The sequence below is a fragment of the Klebsiella electrica genome (genome assembly GCF_006711645.1).
In the GTDB taxonomy this organism is placed as follows: Bacteria; Pseudomonadota; Gammaproteobacteria; order Enterobacterales; family Enterobacteriaceae; genus Klebsiella; species Klebsiella electrica.
The window spans coordinates 2,690,118-2,707,078 of sequence record NZ_CP041247.1; the positions used below are offsets into that span (position 1 = coordinate 2,690,118).

Genomic DNA, 16,961 nt, shown 5'->3' on the forward strand with positions numbered 1-16,961 from the left:
ACGGCGATAATCGAAATGTTGTGCGATTATCGACGCGCTTGTTAAAATGAGGTTAATAGTGTGATCCGGGTGGTAAAACGGGCACATTCCGTCGCCGCCCTTTTTCCCCGCGGTATAGTGGTGCCCCGTGAGCTTTTGTTTTCGAACGGAGAGGAATTCAATGAGCGCGACACCGCCAACCCCCCTCAGCGCCAGGCAGGCCGAACACGACCCGAATTTCATGCTGTCGCTGGCGCGCGGACTGGAAGTTCTCAATGCCTTTACTCCCCAGCGCCAGCGGCTGACTATCTCGCAGCTCAGTCAGAAAACGCAGATTTCCCGCGCCGCCGTCCGCCGCTGCCTGTATACCCTCGCCGCGCTCGGCATGGTGCACAGCACGGACGGACGCAGCTATGAATTGCTACCGCGGGTATTGGCCGTCGGCCATGCCTACCTGGCCGGGACGCCGCTGGCGAAAGTGGCTCAGAGCGCGCTGGATAATCTCGGCAAGACCCTCGGCGAGTCCTGCTCCGCCGCCACCCTCGATGGCGATAACGTGCTCTACATCGCCAGAGCCGCCGTCAACAATCTGCTGAGCGTCGACATCGGTCGCGGCAGTCGTCTCCCCGCGTGGGCGACCTCAATGGGCCGCGTCCTGCTTAGCGCCCTGGCGGAAGAACAGCTAAACGTGACATTGTCACGCGCAAATTTACTTCGCTACACCCCGCATACGCTGTGTGATTTAGCGGGATTGCGGCAGGAAATAGCCCGGGTCCGTATGCAGGGGTACGCGATAGCCGATCGGCAAATTGAGGTGGGATTATGTTCGCTGGCGGTTCCGCTGCTGTCCCGCAGCGGCCAGGTGGTCGCGGCGCTCAATGTCGGCGTACCCGCCAGCGCCATGAGCGCCGCCGCGCTGCGAGAGAAAGCGCTGGACCCGCTGCGACGAGCGGCCATGGCGCTTTCTCTCCAGCTATAGGGCTAGTTCATTTTCGGCGCCTGCGCCAGACTGCGCCAGATCCCGGCGGCCAGCAGCAACAGCAGCACTCCGGCGGTGGCCAGCACAATACTGTGAGCGCTGATAAATGCGGTTTTCGCCGCGACAATCAGCGAATGCGCCGGAACCGCGGGCAGCGACTGCGCCAGCGCGATCGCTTCGCTGATGGATGATGAGGCCTGCGCCGCGGTCTGGCCGTCCACCCCGACGGGCAGCACAATCGATGAACTGTAGCTGCGGGTCAGGATCAGGCCGAACAGCGCGATCCCCAGACCGGCCCCCAGCTCATACGCCATGGTTTCAATGGCGCCAGCCGCCGCCGCTTTCTCTTTCGGCGCCGCCGCCATAATGGCGGAGCTGGAAGCCAACAATGCGCTGGCGACGCTGAACCCTAAGAGAGTCATTAATCCCCATGCCAGCCACTGCTGGGTGCTGAAATCGGTCATCGACAGGCCAAGGAAACTGAGCGCGCTCAGCAGCATCCCGCCGGTTGCGACCTGGCGCAGACCGAGACGGGAAACCATCGCTCCGGCGACGGGGCCGCTAAACCCGCTCGCCAGCATCAGCGGCAGCATAAACAGCCCGGCTTCAAACGGCGTTTTGCCGTGGACGAACTGCAGTTCCTGCGCCATCAGCAACTCAAAGCCGACGAGGGTGATCAGCGCGGTCATCGCCATCATCACGCCGCTTAAGATAATGCGATGCGTAAACAGGCGCATATCGACCATCGGAGTCGCGGCGGAAAGCTGCTGGCGAACAAAACGCACCAGCAGCGCCAGCCCCACCAGCGCGATGGCGCCGGTCATCCATACGGCCATTTGCCCTTTCAGCGCCGATTTTGCGCTGAACACCAGCATCAGGATCGCCACAATCAGCATCAATGCCTGGGTCAGATTAAGCGGCTGTTCGCGGCGCGCCGGCTGACGAGGTACCATCCGGGCGCTGAAGGCGATAACCGCCAGCACGATGGGCACGTTGAGCAGGAACACCGACCCCCAGTAAAAATGTTCCAGCAGGATGCCGCCCACCAGCGGGCCGAAGGCGGCCCCGCCAGAGCCAATCGCCGCCCACAGGCCAAGCGCCATGTTGCGGTGACGCGCCTGCGAAAACGTGGTGCGGATACCGGCGAGCGTCGCCGGGACGATCATCGCCGCGCCGATAGCCAGCAGCGCGCGGGAGCCGATCAGCGCCAGCGCTGTGGGTGAAAATGCCGCCGCCAGCGACGAGACGCCAAAAATAGCGCTGCCGAGCAGCAGCAGACGTTTAAAGCCGATTTTATCGCCGAGCGCGCCCATCGGCAGCACCATACCGGCCATCACTAATGAATAAATATCAATGATCCACAGCAGCTCATTGCTGCTGGTCCCCAACGACATACTAAGCGTTGGCGCGGCGACATGCAGTACCGTGGCGTCAATCGCCACCGGCAGATAAACCAGTAAAATCGCCACCAGCGTTAACCATTGCCGAGACATACCTTGTTCCTCTACTTTCCAAATTGGACACGCGTCCAGGATTACGATCCTGCCGGATTGTTGAACGACTGTCCAACTTTTTGTTACTATCGAGGAAAACCACGGTTCTGCGGGGAAATATGCACTACTTAAATCGGGAAGCTCGTCGCGAGGTGATCATGCTGGCGGCGATGCGCGTCGCACTGCAGGGTGGCCTGGGCGCCATGACCGTCCGGCAAATCGCCGCCGAAGCCGGGGTCGCCACCGGGCAGCTGCATCACCATTTCACCTCCATCGGCAAACTTAAGGCGCAGGTCTTCGTCCGTTTAAACCGCGAGATGCTCGATATCCAGCTGGTCGCGGAAGACGCCAGCTCCCGCGAGCGTTTATTCTCAATGCTCGGCAGCGAGGATGGTCGGCTGGAACCCTACATCCGCCTGTGGCGCGAGGGACAGCTGCTTTCCGGTAGCGATAGCGACATCAAAGAGGCCTATCTGCTCACCATGTCGATGTGGCATGAAGAGACGGTCAGGATAATACGCCGCGGTTGTGACAGCGGCGAATTCCACCCCGTGGATAGCGCGGAGAATATCGCCTGGCGCTTAATTGCCCTGGTCTGCGGGCTGGACGGGATTTATGCGCTGGGAATGGAGGCTATCGACGACAGCGCATTTACACAATACATCAATCATTACATAACGTTAGAGCTGATGCCCCGCTAAAGCCTTTGCGCCGCCAACAGCACGGCAGTTTGCATCACATTTCAGGTATAAGGCACAAACTGGCATCCTGTTCAGCAGACAAATCAGCCTCCGCGCCAGGGGCTGATGCGTTTAAAAACAGGCGCTAAAGAAGGGGTAAAGCTGTAGTCGCTGCCGGCAATGGCTTATACTCTTTTCGTGTTTCAGACCTGCGCCTGAAGCCTCTGACTCAGCCGGATGATACGTTTGCGAGGGAACCATGGGTAAATATGTCATTTTTATCAGCAGCCGTGGCGGGAAAGCCGTACCAAAAGACCAGGTGACATCCTCTTTGATTAAAGAGATTAAACGACAGGGTTTCAGAAAACATCACCTTGATGTAGACGCTGAAAATGAAGCAGATGCCGTTAAAGCGTTAAATCAATTTAATGACGATTACCTGACGGAGGTCAAGGAGTACAGCGCAAGCACTATATTTATCTGCCTGTGCGCGATGGTTATTTTCATCGTTTTTCTCTTTTCAAATAGCTAGCGAATTTACGCCGCCAGGCTCACAAACACCGGTTCACAGACCGGCTTTCAGCGCCAACCAGAATCATCCGTCGGCGGTACAGGCGGCGCAAAACAGGCGATAATCGTGTGCAGCAGCAGTTTCGCCGGCGCGGAAAGCAGATTTTCATCACCGTATAACCCGACGCCAATATCACCCGCCGCGGGTAATTTCGCGCCATGAACGACCTGTAGCGAAGCGGGCATGCCCATTGTGGGCCGTAGCGCCACCCCCAGTCCTGCCGATGCGGCGGCCCAGATACCGTTCAGGCTGCGGCTGGTAACGGCAATACGCCAGGGGATACTGGCTTTGTCCAACGCCCTGGTGGCGGCGGTGCGCATGACGCACGGCGCTTCGAAGGCCAGCAGCGGCAGCGGCTGGTTTCTGTCGAGGCAGCCGGAGAGATCGAACTCCGTCGCCGCGATCCATTGCAGCGGCAGTCTTCCCAACAGATGATCAAAAGCCGGTTCGTCTGGCCCTTCCCAGCTCAGGGCCAGATCAAGTTCCTAGCGCATCATCGCCTCGCGCAGCGGCGCATTTCGCGTGACGGTAACCGCGATCTCAACCGCGGGACAGGCCCGGGCAAACTGCCCGAGGACCGCCGGCAGTAGCACCTCGCCAAAATCTTCCTGCAGTCCAAGACGCACCTCGCCGCTTACCCTTCTGGCCTGGAGCGCAGTCCAGGCTTCGTCATTCAGGCTCAGCATGCGCCGCGCGTAGCTCAGCATGATCTCCCCTTCTGCCGTCAACGCCAGATGACGCCCGGCTTTTTGTACCAGCGCCGTACCGGTCTGCTGCTCAAGCTTTTTAAGCTGAGCGCTGATAGCCGATGTGGAACGCCCGAGGCGTTCGGCAGCCAACGCAAAACTGCCGAGTTCCATCCCGGTCACGAAAGCGCGCAGCGCGTCGGCATCAAAGGTCAGAGGTCGTCTGCTCATCATTAACCATCCCGTTTTTCAGGATTATTAGTCATAAATTATATGATTATCGAAACCATCATAACCGGATATCGTCTCCCTGACATCCCACCTATGAGGTTGAAAATGGACAAAGTTAATCTGACACGAGAAAACCTGGCGGCGCTGGCGCCAAAGCTGGCATCACTGAGTGAAGAGGTCCTGTTTGGCGATATCTGGCAGCGCCCGGCGCTGTCGCCGCGCGACAGAAGCCTCATCACTCTCAGCGCGCTGGTCGCGATGTATCGCCCGGAACAGCTTGCCTGGCACCTGAAATTTGCCCGCGCTAACGGCGTAACGGAGAGCGAAATCACCGAGCTTTTTACCCATCTGTCGTTTTACGCCGGATGGCCTGCGGCGGTGTCGGCACTGAATGTGTTTAGCCAGCCCGATACCGAATGAGGAGACATTTATGCCGGTAACCCACATCGCCATATCTGAGGCGCGCTTCGGGCAATGGCACGCTCAAATCTCCATCGACTTGCAGCAGGCGCTTGTCGACCATTTTTCGGTCCCGCCTGGCGACTGTTTTCAGCTTTTTGACTGCTACAGCCCGCGACAGCGCGTGTTTGACCCTGACTACCTCTGCGGCGCAGAGGGCGGGCGCAGCGACGATTATCTGCTGTTTCAGATAACGGCCGGTAAAGCGCGCAGCCCTCATCAGAAACAGGTTTTTTATCAACATTTAGTCGCCAGACTTGAACAGTCGTTGGGGATCAGCCCGCACAACATCATGGTGGTCATCGCATTTACCGCGCCGGAGGACTGGTCATTCGGCTGCGGGAAAATGTTCGGCTTAACGGATATTCCGCCGCCGCTGTGAGCAATGTGCGGATAACGGAGGCTGAGTTCAGCGAGGGGCCGGAGACAGGCTTTCGCCCCCTCGTCCTGGCAATGACTGACTACTTCCCCGCCTCCGGATGGGTATCAAACGCCGCCATGACCGCTGCAAGCTCGGCTTCGGTAAAGCCATATTTGGTATCATCGACGCCAAGACCGAAGCGGGTTTGCAGCGCTTCATACAGCGCCGGAACATCCGGTAAATCAACCTTCTCGACCACATGGGCGTTATCCCAATGGGTGAAGTGGAAATTGGTTAACGTCATTTTTCCGCCGTCCGGCAGGTGACGGCACATCAGCAGATGGTGGCGGAAATGCGACTGCGGCCAGTGCGCCGACCAGAAATTCCCCATCACATAGTCAGCGGCATACTGGTGCCCGAGGTCGAAAAGGTACATCGACTGCCAGTGGCCGTGATGGCTGTACTGCAACGTCCATTCATCGCCTTCACAAATCAGCCGGTAGACGCCGTGCGGAGTTGACTGTTCCACATCCGCCAGCAGGCGGATGGGCGCGGTCAGGGTCTGGCCGCCGAAGCCGACATCGGCAATCCAGCGCTCGCCTTCAACCTCGACCAGCAGCAGGCGATGGGTTCGCGGCGGCATCTGCGGCGGATTCGCCAGCACCACGCGGCCCAGCAGGCTGCGGACATCAAAACCCAGCTCGCGCAGCGCCCGCTCCAGCAGCCCGTTTTGCTCAAAGCAGTAACCACCGCGACGGCCATGAATCAGCTTCTCTTCCAGCGTCCGATCGTCGAGATGGATCTCTCTGGGCAGCAGCACATCCAGATTTTCAAACGGGATCGCGCCATTGTGGTGAATATGCAGTTCGCGCAGGGTGTTAAGCGATACCTCAGGGGTTCCCGTCCAGCCCAGACGAGAAAAATAAGCGCTTAAAAATTGACTCATCAATGCCTCCAGCAATCGGTGTCCGACATTTATAGCCTATTTTTCCCGTCTGACTGCATATTTTGTGCGTTCACCGTTGACCGCGCGTGCCGCGCTGCATCAAGGCCAGCGCGCCGAGCATCAACACCAGACCGGTCAACAGCGTCAGCGAGGCCATCGCCATACCCTCGCCTATCGACCCCTGCTCAAACTGACGCCAGATAAATACCGCCACGGTTTGCGTCCCCGCCGGAGCCAGCAGCAGCGACGTCACCAGCTCGCGTGAAGCGATGGCAAACACCATCAGCATCGCCGCCAGCAGCGCCGGAAAGACCAGCGGCAGCACAATCAGACGCAGCGCCTGCAGCGGCGACGCGCCGTGCACTCGCGCCGCCGGTTCGAGATTCGTGCCCAGCTGACGCAGGGCGCTGCCAACATAGCGCACCGGCCACGGCAGCAACAGGCAACAATAAGACAGCAGCAGCATCCATCCGCTGTTATAGGGCGAAACCGGCCAGAACGGCTGGTTCCACAGCAGAATCAGCCCGACGCCGACGACCACGCCCGGCAGCGCCGCCGGCACCAGCGACAGCGCATCGACGATCCCGCGGCCTTTGATTTTCTGCACCAGCACCAGCCACGCGACGACCAGCCCCAACAGACCGACGATCAGCGCCGAGGCCAGCGCCAGAGAAAGGCTGGTGCCCAGCGCCGACAGCGCATCCCCCTGCCGGGCAAACAGCGCGGCAAAATGGCGGAAGGTAAAATTATCGGCATGAATGCCGCCTGATAAGGTGCCCATCAGGCCGGTCAGAACCATCGCCGCCCCCGGCAGCACCACCGCGACGCCTCCGATGCCCAGCATCAGCAGAACCGCGGGCAACGCCAGCCACCCCAGCTCCGCCCCACAATTTTCTCCCGGCTTGCCGGTCACGCTGGTAATCTCTTTATCCCCCACCAACCGCTTTTGCAGCCACCAGGCCAGCAGCGCCACCGCAATCAGCAGCAGCGACAGCAACGACGCGCCGGGCAGATCGATGGGCCAGTCGGCCAGCTTTTTCTCGATACCGACGGTCAGCATCACCAGCCCGGCCCGCGTGCCCAGCGCCGCCGGGACGCCAAACTCCTCAATCGCCAGGGTAAACGCCAGCAGCATCCCTGCCGCCAGCGCCGGGGAAAGCATCGGCAGCGTAATATGCCAGAAGGCCCGCCAGGCGCTGGCGCCGTGAACGCGCGCGACGATCGCCAGCCGCTGGCCGCTCGCCAGCAGGCTGCGGGAGACGGCAAAATAGACCACCGGGAAAATATTAAAGGTCATCACCAGCACGATGCCGCTGCGGCTGAACAACAGATCGTTCAGATCCCAGCCGGTTAGCTGTTGCAGATAACCGTTGCTTTGCAGCACCAGCATCCACGACAGCGCCGCGATATAGGGCGGCGTGAGAAACGGGATCAGGAACAGCAGGTCCCACAGGCGCGGCAGCGGAACATTAAACAGACCGCGCAGCACCCCCAGCGGCAGGCCGATAACCACACTCATCAGCGCCACGCCGCCGGCGACCCACAGGGTGCCGCCGAGCATCGGCAGGAGCTGAGGATCGGCTAACAGCGTCGGTACGCCGGTCAACGCTTCGCTCAGGGAACCGGCGCTAAAATGGGGGAAAATCGCCTGTAACACGATGAATAAAAGCGGTAACGCCACCAGCACCAGCAGCACCGTCAGGGTGACGCCGGAAATCAGTTTCTGTTTCACGGTATTTTCCTGGATACGATCTTACCCGGCTCGCGCTGCGCTTAGCCGGGCTACAGGTTCACAGCCATCTGCGGTCCAGTAGCCCGGACAGGCGCGCCAGCGCCGCCTCCGGGTAATGTGCCCGAGCAAACTTTCGCAACCCGGGAAAAGTTGGTTTACTGGGCGAAAAGCGTATTAAAGCGGGAAAGCACCGCGCTGCGTTCGCTCTTGCCATCGCTGGTGGTCGGCAGGATTTTCAGTTCTTTGAGCAGCGGGCGTTTGGCCGGAATGTCGCTACGCGCAGGCATCAGCCACGCCCCGGCGACCAGCGCCTGGCCCTCCGGCGACAGCACGTAGTCCACGAAGGCTTTGGCATCGTCAGCATGCGCCGTGGTTTTGAGGATCATCATCGGTCGCGGGGCAATCACCGTGCCGCTGGCGGGGAAAATCACCTTCAGGGATTCACCCTGGTCGATATTGCCGTAAGAGACATAGTCCACCGCGCCAAACACCGCCGCTTTCGCCCCCTGCATCACCGGCGTCACCGCCTGCGCATTCGGCCCGCTGACCACCATGCCGTTCTTTTTCAGATCGTCGAACAGTGCCCAGGCCTTGTCGCCCATGCCATTTTGCAACCCGATCAGCAAATCCAGCGATGCGCCGGAGAGCGCCGGATCTGGCGTGGTGACCTTATCTTTAAACGCCGTTTCGGTCAGGTCGCGCCACTCTTTCGGCTCCGGGGTGCCACTTTTGCTGTTCCAGACGATCCCCAGTGCCGATATCCCCTGCGCCACATAATCCGCCGATTTCAGGTTCGCCGGGACCTTATCGGCATTAGCGCTTTGATACGGCAGCAGCCAGCCGCGTTGATGCAAATCTTCCGCGGTATCCCAGGAGGCGGAGATCAGCACATCCGCCTGCGGGTTGGCCTGCTCCGCATCAAGACGAGCCATTACTTTGCCGGTCGTGGCCTGGAAAATATTGACCTTCACCCCGGTTTTCTTCTCATAGCCGCTGGCGAGACTTTTCGCCAGCGAACCCGGTCCAGCGGTATATACGGTCAGCGCGTGGGCGCTGGACATCATGGTGGCAGACAACAACATCGCGAGCACAGCTCCTTTCTTAACGGTCATAACGGTTTTCATGCGAGTTCCCCGGAGGATGAAGTGATGGTACGAACGGCGGCAATAGTGCCGGCAGATAAATGAACAATTCGGTCGGCCAGCAGTTCGGCTTCGCGGCGGTCGTGAGTCACATACACCGCGGTGATCCCCAGCTGGCGCAGCAGACGGCTCATCTCCACGCACAGCGATTCGCGCAGTTCGCTATCGAGGTTGGAGAGCGGTTCGTCAAATAGCAGCACGCGAGGTTCAGCGACGATGGCGCGAGCCAGCGCCACGCGCTGCTGCTGGCCGCCGGAAAGGCCGGAGGGTTTACGATCGGCAAAGCCGCTCAGACCAACCATCGCCAGCGCGTCATTCACCCGCTGCTGTCGGGCATCGCGCGCTACGCCGCGCATACGCAGAGGAAAGGCGACATTCTGCGCCGCCGTCATATGCGGCCACAGGGCGTAATCCTGAAAAACCATGCCGATATCACGCTGCTCCGGCGGCATGCCCCAGCCGGGTTTCGCCACCAGACGATCGCCAAAGCGTATTTCGCCGCCAGCCGGGACGCTGAGCCCCGCCAGCAGGCGCAGCAGGGTGCTTTTGCCGCAGCCAGACGGCCCCAGCAGCGCCACGATGCTGCCAGCATCGATATGCAGGTCTATCTGATTCAGAACGGTATGAGTGCCGAAGGCGAACGAAACGCCGTCGAGTTTGATGCCGGTAAGCGCGCGCATTATCGCCCTCCCTGCCGGGAAAGCGTTGCTCCGCCCGCCGTCAACAGCCGACGGGCCGCACTCACCTGTGATAAAGACAGGAGAGCTAACATATTGTTATCCTCTTTGGGATTTAGTGGTGCCGACTATAGGGAGCCTGTATGACGTATTGATTACATTTTCATTGCGGATTAACGTGTTGTCTGGCACCAGACCCATTTACCAAGGAACGCTTATGAGCCGTTTTCGCCATGTGGAACTCCAGTACGCCAGCCGCCTGCTCAATCATGGGCCGACCATTCTGATAACCAGCTACGATGCCGCTTCGCAGCGCCGTAACGTCATGGCCGCCGCATGGTCGATGCCGGTCGAGTTTGCGCCGCCCCGGCTCGCCATCGTGGTGGATAAGAGCGCCTGGACACGGGAAATCATTGAGCGCAACGGCACTTTCGGCATCGTCGTACCCGGTGTCGAGGCCGCCAGCTGGACCTACGCGGTCGGCAGCATCAGCGGACGCGATGAGGATAAATTTAACGCTTACGGCATTCCCGTCGTGCAGGGGCCGGAGCTGGGACTACCGCTGATTGAAGAGAAGTGCCTGGCGTGGATGGAGTGCCGACTGTTGCCGCCAACGGCAGCTCAGGAGCAGTACGATACGCTGTTTGGCGAGGTGGTTTCCGCCGCCGCCGATGAGCGCGTTTTCGTTACCGGGCGCTGGCAGTTCGACGACGATAAGCTCAATACGCTGCATCATCTCGGCACCGGCAACTTTGTCGCCAGCGGCCGCCACGTGCGCGCCAATACTCTGGAAGAGTAAAGCCCGCAAGCCGGTAGCGGCAGGATTTCACGGCCTGCCCGGATGGCTGACTGCACAGTGCGTTTCAGGAAAATAGCCCGGCGGCGCTTCGCTGGCGCGGGCCTACGCGATCGGCGCATAACATCAACGCCCTCACCCGTCAGGACCATCGCGCAAGCAAATCCGCAGCCACCGCTAGCCCGACCGGTAGGCCGGGTAAGGCGTCAGCCGCCACCCGGCAAAATACCGGTACGCCGTCCAGGCCAGCACAAGGGCCCATCACTCATTACGCAAGCAAATCCGCAACCACCGCTAGCCCAACCGGTAGGCCGGGTAAGGCGTCAGCCGCCACCCGGCAATTTTGGCATTCGCGAATGGGCCTGGCTGGCGCTGCGCCCGCATCTGGCGCACGATTTGGATCTCACTGTTGCCCTGCTCCCCCCTGGACCTCTTGCGCTTCGGAAAATATTCGCCGTTTCGCCTGCGAGTCTCTGCGTCCGCGCGGCGTCTGGTGCGCGCATATCGGCGAGCTGAAACTGGCAATCCTTTCCCCCCTGCGCGCAGACCCGTCGAAATATGTCCAGGATTCCGTAGCCAACTGGCTGAATGACGCGGGTAAAGAGAATCGGCAGCGGGTACAATCGCTATACGCGCAATGGCTGGCAGACACCTCTGCACCCGCCATCTTGCGTATTTGCCAGCGCGCGAGGCGAAATTTAATCTGAGGAGCGACGCTGGCGACCAGCCTCATTCTTTGGACATATACCGTATAGCCGCACCATCGACACGGCAAGGAACTCACTATGAGCGTACCGCAAACCCAGGCGCAACTTCTGCAAGCCATCAATAAAAACTACGATAAATTAGCCGGTTATCTGGCGCATATTCCCCCGGAGATCGCGGAGCAAAAGACCCTCCCCGGTCATGTCCAGGGAAGCGAAATGAGCGTTCGCGATCTGGTCTGTTACCTTCTGGGATGGCAGGATCTGGTGCTCAAATGGCTGGCTCACGACGAAGCGCAGCAACCCATCGACTTCCCGGAAACCGGTTTTCAGTGGAACCAGCTTGGGCTGCTGGCGCAAAAGTTCTACCTCGATTACCCCTCGCAGGACTACCCCACTCTGCTCGTCTCTTTGCATCAGGCTAAACGGCAGATTATCGCCCACATCGAGGCGCGGAATGATGACACGCTTTATGGCCGACCGTGGTACGGGAAATGGACGCTGGGGCGGATGATTTCACTTAACACCTCGTCGCCTTATGCCAACGCCAGCGCGCGCCTGCGCAAGTGGGCGAAACAACAGCATGTCGCCTTGAAATAATGGCCTCCTCAGCACCGCCAACCACGCCGGTCTTCGCCGGGGAAAACGGGCCGGAGATTGCCCGGGAAGTGATAACCGCCATTTGATAAGCACAGGCGGCCGACTGAAGGCAGGGAGCCCGGAGCGGTGCAAGCGCACCACCCCGGGGGGCGCGACTACATGCTGTAACCTGGCTTCTTAATCAACTGCGCCATCTGCGGGGCGATTTCGCTGTCCCAGACTTTTTGCCAGTCGCTTTGCTCAACCAGAGTGAGGGCGACGCTCACCGCCCCGTCTTTACTGTTCAGATGGCGGATCAACACCTCGGTGATGTCGGCGGCCAGAGCGCTTTTTTGTTCATCGCTCAGTTCGCGGGGGAAACATTTAATATCAACATGCGGCATAGCAGGCTCCTTATTGTGAGATCGATAAACTAGCATAGCGGTAGCCAGTCGGTTGGCCTTTTGTGCTTTAAATCAACTCGTTGTCACGCAGTACCCGCTGCAGCTCCGGGCGCTGGCAGACCTTGTCAGCCACGGCGATAAACTTCGGCGTATGTTCGGCAAACCACTCCCGCCGCGGGCCCCAGCGGCACATCGTCGCGATATAACAATCCAGCAGGGTTATCTCCGCCCCCAGCGCATAAGGCGCCGCCGCCAGCTGCTGCTCCAGCCACAGATACAGCGATTGACGATAGCGGATGCAGTTTTCCCGCAGCTGTTCCGCCGCGTCGGCGGCCCAGCGCTGCGGATAATCGGCATAGGTAAAGGTGGGATAAACATTGGCCACCAGCCAGATCAACAGACGCTGAAACTGATGGCGCTGCGCTGTGCCCGGCGCAGGCGCCAGATCCGGACGGCTATCGAGGATCATCAGGGCGATAGCGGCGGATTCGGTCATCACGCTGCCGTCCGCCAGTCGTAAAGTGGGAACCTGACACAACGGGTTTATCTGCATCAGACTGTCGCGCTGCGGGCCAGGCTGGTCGAAACCCGCCACGTCGACGAAATGGTAAGGAATATTGGCCAGGGTCAGCATCAGCTCGCTAATCGCCGATCCCCAGCCGGGAACGCCATAGACGGTAATCATCATCTGCCTCCACGATAAAGCTTAAGTTTAGGCAGAAAACCGGGGTGACAGGCAGGAGGTATCGGGCAGCAGTACGGCGCAAGATGCTACAGAACAGGCGTTATCCGCGATGATCTTTGACCGGTAGCACTACGTTTAGCGTAGCGACGCCCTGCTTTTCAATACCTCATACCTTACCGTTTATCCGCAGAATACTCGCGGCGTTGCAAGCATTATTCATGGCTGACGATTGAGAAAGGGTGAAAATGTCTTCCAGAATTTTTTGGCACACTGAATGTCATATAAGCTGTTAACCACGGCACTGACAATCAGAATAAACATCGCCAGGTAAACAAGAAATAAAACGACAAAGCAGGCTACCGCGGCCGCGCCTGACATTTCGGCTACTACATCGGGCACCGACATAAAGAATCCGTATATGATAGCGGCAATCATCAGCCCGCCGAAAATAACTATCTCCCGGCGCGCCTTTTTCCTTTTACTGGACGTTTGCGTCACGCCTGAATCCGTAACATTCAGCAGCCTCGACATCCGAAGAAAGCTATTCAGGGTTGGCTCATTGAAATCGATATTGTTGCTGGCAATATACTCAAGAATTTTATGACTGATGGTCACCGGATATCTTATGCCGATACCTTCATATAACGCCTTGATAGCCAGTAAATCAAACGGGGTAAGATCGTTTTTATTTTTCAATTGATTAATACGGCGAAACGTTGCCAGGCGCTTTTCCACATTCACTTTATCAAACTGACTGTCACGATGAAGCTTCCTGCCTTCTCCCCAGCGATTATAAACAGCACGAATAAATGCGACAACAGCAGGAAACACCACGCCCGATAAGGGTATAATAACTTCTGATAATATATTCACTTCAATCCCTTGATGATTATTGATGTAAAGAGATGGTCCCAGCAGAACTACGAAGTGAAAATATTAATCATACGAAAAACCTACGAGTTTTGATAAAAATCAAAATTATCATCATATTAATCTTTGGAATTAAAAACCGGCGAGCTGAAAATCAGGGGGTGTTTATCATATTAAATACGTTGTCGAAAGCTAAATCAGCCACACAACGCATAAAGTGGCATTGGCATCATCTTTGCCGATTGGTGAACAACGCGATGAAAGCCGATATCAATAATCGCGGCGCCTTCGCCATAGCCTTCTGCCCAGTCAACTAACAACATCGCCGCCTGATGTCATATCGCTGGCGAAGATTCGCCCCCGCTGTTTCGCCCTGTACTCCGGCGAAACAGCGTTTTTTTAGTAGGTAATCCCCGGCGGATTCACCTGCGATTGTGCCACCGCCTCTCCCTGTTCGCCCCAGCGCTCCAGCACCTGCTGGTACTCCCCGCGCGCAATCGCGCCATTGAGCGCCGCCTGCAGCGCATACACCAGCCCGCTGCCCTTTTTGGTGGTGGTGGCGACCCACGCTTTTTTCGGCCCCAGCCCGACCACTTTGGTTGTCCCGCTCAGCGCCGCTTTATACGCTGCCGCAGACTGCGGGCCAAAAAAGACGTCGGCGCGTCCTGACTGGATATACAGGTTGCCGGAGGCGTCATCGGTCAAATAGATCGGCAACGCCGGTTGCCGCCCCGCCGCGTTGTTTTCCTCGTTCCAGCCCAGCAAAATACGCTCCTGATTCGTGCCGGATCCCACGATCACCTTACGCCCGGCCAGATCCGCCGCGCCGCTGATTTTCTCGATGGCGCTGGTGGATTTAACGGAAAATGCCAGCGAATCGACGCGATAGGTGGCGAAATCGAATTTCTCTTTGCGCTGTTCGGTGACGGCAATATTGACCAGCGCCACGTCATAGCGCCCGGAGGTGATCCCCAGCGGCCAGTCTTCCCATGCCGTCGGCACCAGCCGGAGCTTCAGCCCTAAACTGCCCGCCAGCAGACGGGCAATATCCGGGTCGCTACCGATGCGCGTCCGGTTGTCGCTGGCCAGCAGCGCCAGCGGCGGTGAGTTAAGCGCAGAAATCGCCACCGTCAGCGTACCGGGCTCGACAAAACGATAGCCGGGCGGGATCCTGGCGATCGCCGCGTTGTCAACCGTTACCGGCAGCGGCTGTTCATTCGCCCGGAGATCAATTTTCGCCTGCGCCTGCGCAGAGAGGGCGCCCAGCGCCATAACAACTAACCATTTTCTCATGCCAGCACCTTTGATAAAAATTGCCGCGTACGCTGATGCTGCGGATGATTAAGCACCGCGTCGCTGCTGCCCTGCTCAATAATTTTCCCCTCGACCATAAACACCACCTGATCGGCCACTTCGCGGGCAAAACCAATCTCATGCGTCACCACCACCAGCGTAGTGCCGGAGCGGGCCAGCTTTTTAATCACATCGAGCACTTCGCCCACCAGTTCCGGGTCCAGCGCCGATGTGGGTTCATCAAACAACAGCACTCGCGGCTTGAGGGCCAGCGCCCTGGCGATAGCAATACGCTGCTGCTGGCCGCCGGAGAGATGGCGCGACCAGGCATCGGCTTTGTGGCGCAGCCCCACCACTTCCAGGAGTTCGTAAGCGTTGGCGATGGCCTCTTTGCGGCTCGTCTGCCGGTGGGCAATCGGCGCTTCAATCAGGTTTTCCAGCACCGTCAGATGCGGGAACAGATTGAAGTTCTGAAAGACATAGCCCACGTTAACGCGCTGACGCAGAATCTCCCTCTCCTTCAGCTCATAGAGCTTATCGCCCTGACGTCGATAGCCGATGTAGTCGCCATCAATCTGAATAAACCCTTCATCTACCCGTTCCAGATGGTTTATGGCGCGCAGCAGGGTTGATTTCCCCGAACCGGACGGCCCGAGGATCACCGTCACCGTGCCGGGAGGGATCTCCAGAGAGACATCATCCAGCGCTGTATGGCGGCCAAAATACTTGCTGACGCCGGTAATCGAGATATGGCCGTTACGAGAGTTGGGCATGAATGGTCTCCTGCGATTTCTGCGGTTGACGAGAGGATTCATCGGCGCGCGCGCGGCGCGGCGAGTTGACCGCCGAACGGCGTTCGCTGCGTGCCAGGGCGCGTTCCACCAGATATTGAATCAGCGACAGGACGCTGGTGATCGCCAGATACCAGACGGCCCCGACCATCAACAGCGGGATCACCTCCTGGGTCCGGTTGTAAATCATCTGGATGGTGTAAAACAGCTCGGGCATCGCCAGCACATAAACCATCGCGGTCCCTTTGGCGAGGCTGATAATTTCATTGAAACCCGCAGGCAAAATCGTGCGCAGCGCCTGAGGCAGAATAATACGCAGCGTACGCCGCCACGCCGGCAGCCCCAGCGCAGCGGCAGCCTCATACTGACCGTGGTCGACGCCGAGGAAGCCGCCGCGAATGATCTCCGCGGTATAGGCGCTCTGCACCAGCGTCAGCCCCACGACCGCCGTGGAAAACTGCCCCAGCACGTTGATGGTCTGATAATTACCCCAGCTGATCCCGGTAAACGGAATACCGAGCGACAGCGTGTCGTAGAGATAGGAGAAGTTGTAGAGGATGATCAGCACCACAATCAGCGGCAGCGAGCGGAACAGCCAGATATAGCCCCAGGCCAGGCTGCTCAGCAGCCATGAAGACGAGAGCCTGGCCAGCGCCAGCAGACCGCCGAGTATCACGCTCAGTACGGTACCCAGCAGCGTCAGCAGCAGCGTTTGTCCCAGTCCTTCCAGGATAACCGGGGCAAAGAACCAGCGAGCGAAAACCGCCCACTCCCAACGCGGGTTAAAGGCCACCGACTGCACGACGACCGCCAACACCAGTAGCGCCGCTACCGCGCCAACGGCGCGCAGCGGATAGCGCGCCGGGACCACTTTAATCGTTTCCGTTCTGTTCATGTTCTCTC

The 16,961-nt window shown here is 58.8% G+C and carries 18 protein-coding genes and 2 pseudogenes; 7 read left to right on the forward strand and 13 right to left on the reverse strand.

Annotation, left to right across the window (positions count from 1 at the left end; all coding sequences use genetic code 11):
* The first annotated feature begins 60 nt into the window (after positions 1–60).
* A pseudogene (locus Electrica_RS12825) lies at positions 61–958 on the forward strand (IclR family transcriptional regulator domain-containing protein).
* A gap of 2 nt (positions 959–960) precedes the next feature.
* Here the strand turns inward: Electrica_RS12825 and Electrica_RS12830 are convergent.
* On the reverse strand, positions 961–2,451 hold the full coding sequence (locus tag Electrica_RS12830; RefSeq protein WP_100684276.1) for a SmvA family efflux MFS transporter: 1,491 nt from the start codon (positions 2,449–2,451) through the stop codon (positions 961–963).
* Positions 2,452–2,570: 119 nt separating this feature from the next.
* Here Electrica_RS12830 and Electrica_RS12835 point away from each other — a divergent pair, with 119 nt between their 5' ends.
* Together Electrica_RS12835 and Electrica_RS12840 are read left to right on the forward strand one after the other, a co-directional pair.
* Positions 2,571–3,152, forward strand: coding sequence for a TetR family transcriptional regulator (locus Electrica_RS12835; protein WP_141964636.1), 582 nt, complete (start codon positions 2,571–2,573; stop codon positions 3,150–3,152).
* 238 nt (positions 3,153–3,390) lie between these two features.
* Positions 3,391–3,663: a hypothetical protein gene (locus tag Electrica_RS12840; RefSeq protein ID WP_141964637.1), complete on the forward strand. Its 273-nt coding sequence runs from the start codon at positions 3,391–3,393 to the stop codon at positions 3,661–3,663.
* A 47-nt stretch (positions 3,664–3,710) separates the two neighbouring features.
* Here the strand turns inward: Electrica_RS12840 and Electrica_RS12845 are convergent.
* Positions 3,711–4,619, reverse strand: a pseudogene (locus tag Electrica_RS12845) (LysR substrate-binding domain-containing protein).
* A 105-nt stretch (positions 4,620–4,724) separates the two neighbouring features.
* Between Electrica_RS12845 and Electrica_RS12850 the strand changes: the two are divergent.
* Both Electrica_RS12850 and Electrica_RS12855 read left to right on the forward strand, forming a co-directional pair.
* Entirely contained in the window at positions 4,725–5,039 is a 315-nt protein-coding gene (locus Electrica_RS12850) for a carboxymuconolactone decarboxylase family protein (RefSeq protein WP_100684279.1), read from the forward strand.
* Positions 5,040–5,049: 10 nt separating this feature from the next.
* Entirely contained in the window at positions 5,050–5,460 is a 411-nt protein-coding gene (locus Electrica_RS12855) for a tautomerase family protein (RefSeq protein ID WP_141964638.1), read from the forward strand.
* 79 nt (positions 5,461–5,539) lie between these two features.
* Here the strand turns inward: Electrica_RS12855 and nhoA are convergent, their stop codons facing one another.
* The 4 genes from nhoA to Electrica_RS12875 all read right to left on the reverse strand — a co-directional run bounded on the left by nhoA (position 5,540) and on the right by Electrica_RS12875 (position 9,942).
* Positions 5,540–6,385 (reverse strand): N-hydroxyarylamine O-acetyltransferase, encoded by an 846-nt coding sequence (nhoA, locus tag Electrica_RS12860; protein WP_141964639.1) that lies wholly within the window; start codon positions 6,383–6,385, stop codon positions 5,540–5,542.
* Positions 6,386–6,455: 70 nt separating this feature from the next.
* Complete coding sequence (locus Electrica_RS12865; protein ID WP_141964640.1) at positions 6,456–8,117, reverse strand: ABC transporter permease; 1,662 nt, start codon at positions 8,115–8,117, stop codon at positions 6,456–6,458.
* Positions 8,118–8,272: 155 nt separating this feature from the next.
* On the reverse strand, positions 8,273–9,241 hold the full coding sequence (locus Electrica_RS12870; RefSeq protein ID WP_141964641.1) for an ABC transporter substrate-binding protein: 969 nt from the start codon (positions 9,239–9,241) through the stop codon (positions 8,273–8,275).
* Positions 9,238–9,942: an ABC transporter ATP-binding protein gene (locus tag Electrica_RS12875; protein ID WP_160704019.1), complete on the reverse strand. Its 705-nt coding sequence runs from the start codon at positions 9,940–9,942 to the stop codon at positions 9,238–9,240. The genes Electrica_RS12870 and Electrica_RS12875 overlap by 4 nt, the downstream gene beginning before the upstream one ends.
* Before the next feature lie 211 nt (positions 9,943–10,153).
* Here Electrica_RS12875 and Electrica_RS12880 point away from each other — a divergent pair, with 211 nt between their 5' ends.
* Both Electrica_RS12880 and Electrica_RS12890 read left to right on the forward strand, forming a co-directional pair.
* Entirely contained in the window at positions 10,154–10,735 is a 582-nt protein-coding gene (locus tag Electrica_RS12880; protein WP_100684285.1) for a flavin reductase family protein, read from the forward strand.
* 782 nt (positions 10,736–11,517) lie between these two features.
* Entirely contained in the window at positions 11,518–12,036 is a 519-nt protein-coding gene (locus tag Electrica_RS12890; protein ID WP_100686487.1) for a ClbS/DfsB family four-helix bundle protein, read from the forward strand.
* Positions 12,037–12,191: 155 nt separating this feature from the next.
* Here Electrica_RS12890 and pptA read toward each other — a convergent pair whose 3' ends face one another.
* From pptA to Electrica_RS12920, 7 genes are all read right to left on the reverse strand, one after another.
* The gene (gene pptA / locus Electrica_RS12895) at positions 12,192–12,419 is read right to left on the reverse strand and encodes a tautomerase PptA (RefSeq protein WP_131049041.1); all 228 of its coding nucleotides are present in this window, start codon (positions 12,417–12,419) and stop codon (positions 12,192–12,194) included.
* A 67-nt stretch (positions 12,420–12,486) separates the two neighbouring features.
* Complete coding sequence (locus Electrica_RS12900) at positions 12,487–13,104, reverse strand: glutathione S-transferase family protein (protein WP_131049040.1); 618 nt, start codon at positions 13,102–13,104, stop codon at positions 12,487–12,489.
* 216 nt (positions 13,105–13,320) lie between these two features.
* Complete coding sequence (locus Electrica_RS12905) at positions 13,321–13,977, reverse strand: hypothetical protein (RefSeq protein WP_141964642.1); 657 nt, start codon at positions 13,975–13,977, stop codon at positions 13,321–13,323.
* Positions 13,978–14,171: 194 nt separating this feature from the next.
* Entirely contained in the window at positions 14,172–14,297 is a 126-nt protein-coding gene (locus Electrica_RS29140; protein ID WP_255493167.1) for a hypothetical protein, read from the reverse strand.
* Positions 14,298–14,373: 76 nt separating this feature from the next.
* Positions 14,374–15,246 (reverse strand): transporter substrate-binding domain-containing protein, encoded by an 873-nt coding sequence (locus Electrica_RS12910; protein WP_160704021.1) that lies wholly within the window; start codon positions 15,244–15,246, stop codon positions 14,374–14,376.
* Between the two features lie 17 nt (positions 15,247–15,263).
* A complete protein-coding gene (locus Electrica_RS12915; protein ID WP_141964643.1) occupies positions 15,264–16,040 on the reverse strand; it encodes an amino acid ABC transporter ATP-binding protein in 777 nt (258 codons plus the stop codon).
* On the reverse strand, positions 16,024–16,953 hold the full coding sequence (locus Electrica_RS12920) for an amino acid ABC transporter permease (RefSeq protein WP_141964644.1): 930 nt from the start codon (positions 16,951–16,953) through the stop codon (positions 16,024–16,026). Before Electrica_RS12920 ends, Electrica_RS12915 begins: the two co-directional genes overlap by 17 nt.
* Between the last annotated feature and the right edge of the window lie 8 nt (positions 16,954–16,961).

Excerpts from the sequence above, each read along its gene's own strand:
- Electrica_RS12835 (WP_141964636.1), top strand. The coding sequence starts at position 2,571 with ATGCACTACTTAAATCGGGAAGCTCGTCGCGAGGTGATCATGCTGGCG.
- Electrica_RS12915 (WP_141964643.1), bottom strand. The coding sequence starts at position 16,040 with ATGCCCAACTCTCGTAACGGCCATATCTCGATTACCGGCGTCAGCAAG.
- Electrica_RS12855 (WP_141964638.1), top strand. The coding sequence starts at position 5,050 with ATGCCGGTAACCCACATCGCCATATCTGAGGCGCGCTTCGGGCAATGG.
- Electrica_RS12890 (WP_100686487.1), top strand. The coding sequence starts at position 11,518 with ATGAGCGTACCGCAAACCCAGGCGCAACTTCTGCAAGCCATCAATAAA.
- Electrica_RS12880 (WP_100684285.1), top strand. The coding sequence starts at position 10,154 with ATGAGCCGTTTTCGCCATGTGGAACTCCAGTACGCCAGCCGCCTGCTC.
- Electrica_RS12900 (WP_131049040.1), bottom strand. The coding sequence starts at position 13,104 with ATGATTACCGTCTATGGCGTTCCCGGCTGGGGATCGGCGATTAGCGAG.
- Electrica_RS12830 (WP_100684276.1), bottom strand. The coding sequence starts at position 2,451 with ATGTCTCGGCAATGGTTAACGCTGGTGGCGATTTTACTGGTTTATCTG.
- nhoA (WP_141964639.1), bottom strand. The coding sequence starts at position 6,385 with ATGAGTCAATTTTTAAGCGCTTATTTTTCTCGTCTGGGCTGGACGGGA.
- Electrica_RS12920 (WP_141964644.1), bottom strand. The coding sequence starts at position 16,953 with ATGAACAGAACGGAAACGATTAAAGTGGTCCCGGCGCGCTATCCGCTG.
- Electrica_RS12870 (WP_141964641.1), bottom strand. The coding sequence starts at position 9,241 with ATGAAAACCGTTATGACCGTTAAGAAAGGAGCTGTGCTCGCGATGTTG.
- Electrica_RS12840 (WP_141964637.1), top strand. The coding sequence starts at position 3,391 with ATGGGTAAATATGTCATTTTTATCAGCAGCCGTGGCGGGAAAGCCGTA.
- Electrica_RS29140 (WP_255493167.1), bottom strand. The coding sequence starts at position 14,297 with ATGTTGTTAGTTGACTGGGCAGAAGGCTATGGCGAAGGCGCCGCGATT.
- pptA (WP_131049041.1), bottom strand. The coding sequence starts at position 12,419 with ATGCCGCATGTTGATATTAAATGTTTCCCCCGCGAACTGAGCGATGAA.
- Electrica_RS12910 (WP_160704021.1), bottom strand. The coding sequence starts at position 15,246 with ATGGCGCTGGGCGCCCTCTCTGCGCAGGCGCAGGCGAAAATTGATCTC.
- Electrica_RS12850 (WP_100684279.1), top strand. The coding sequence starts at position 4,725 with ATGGACAAAGTTAATCTGACACGAGAAAACCTGGCGGCGCTGGCGCCA.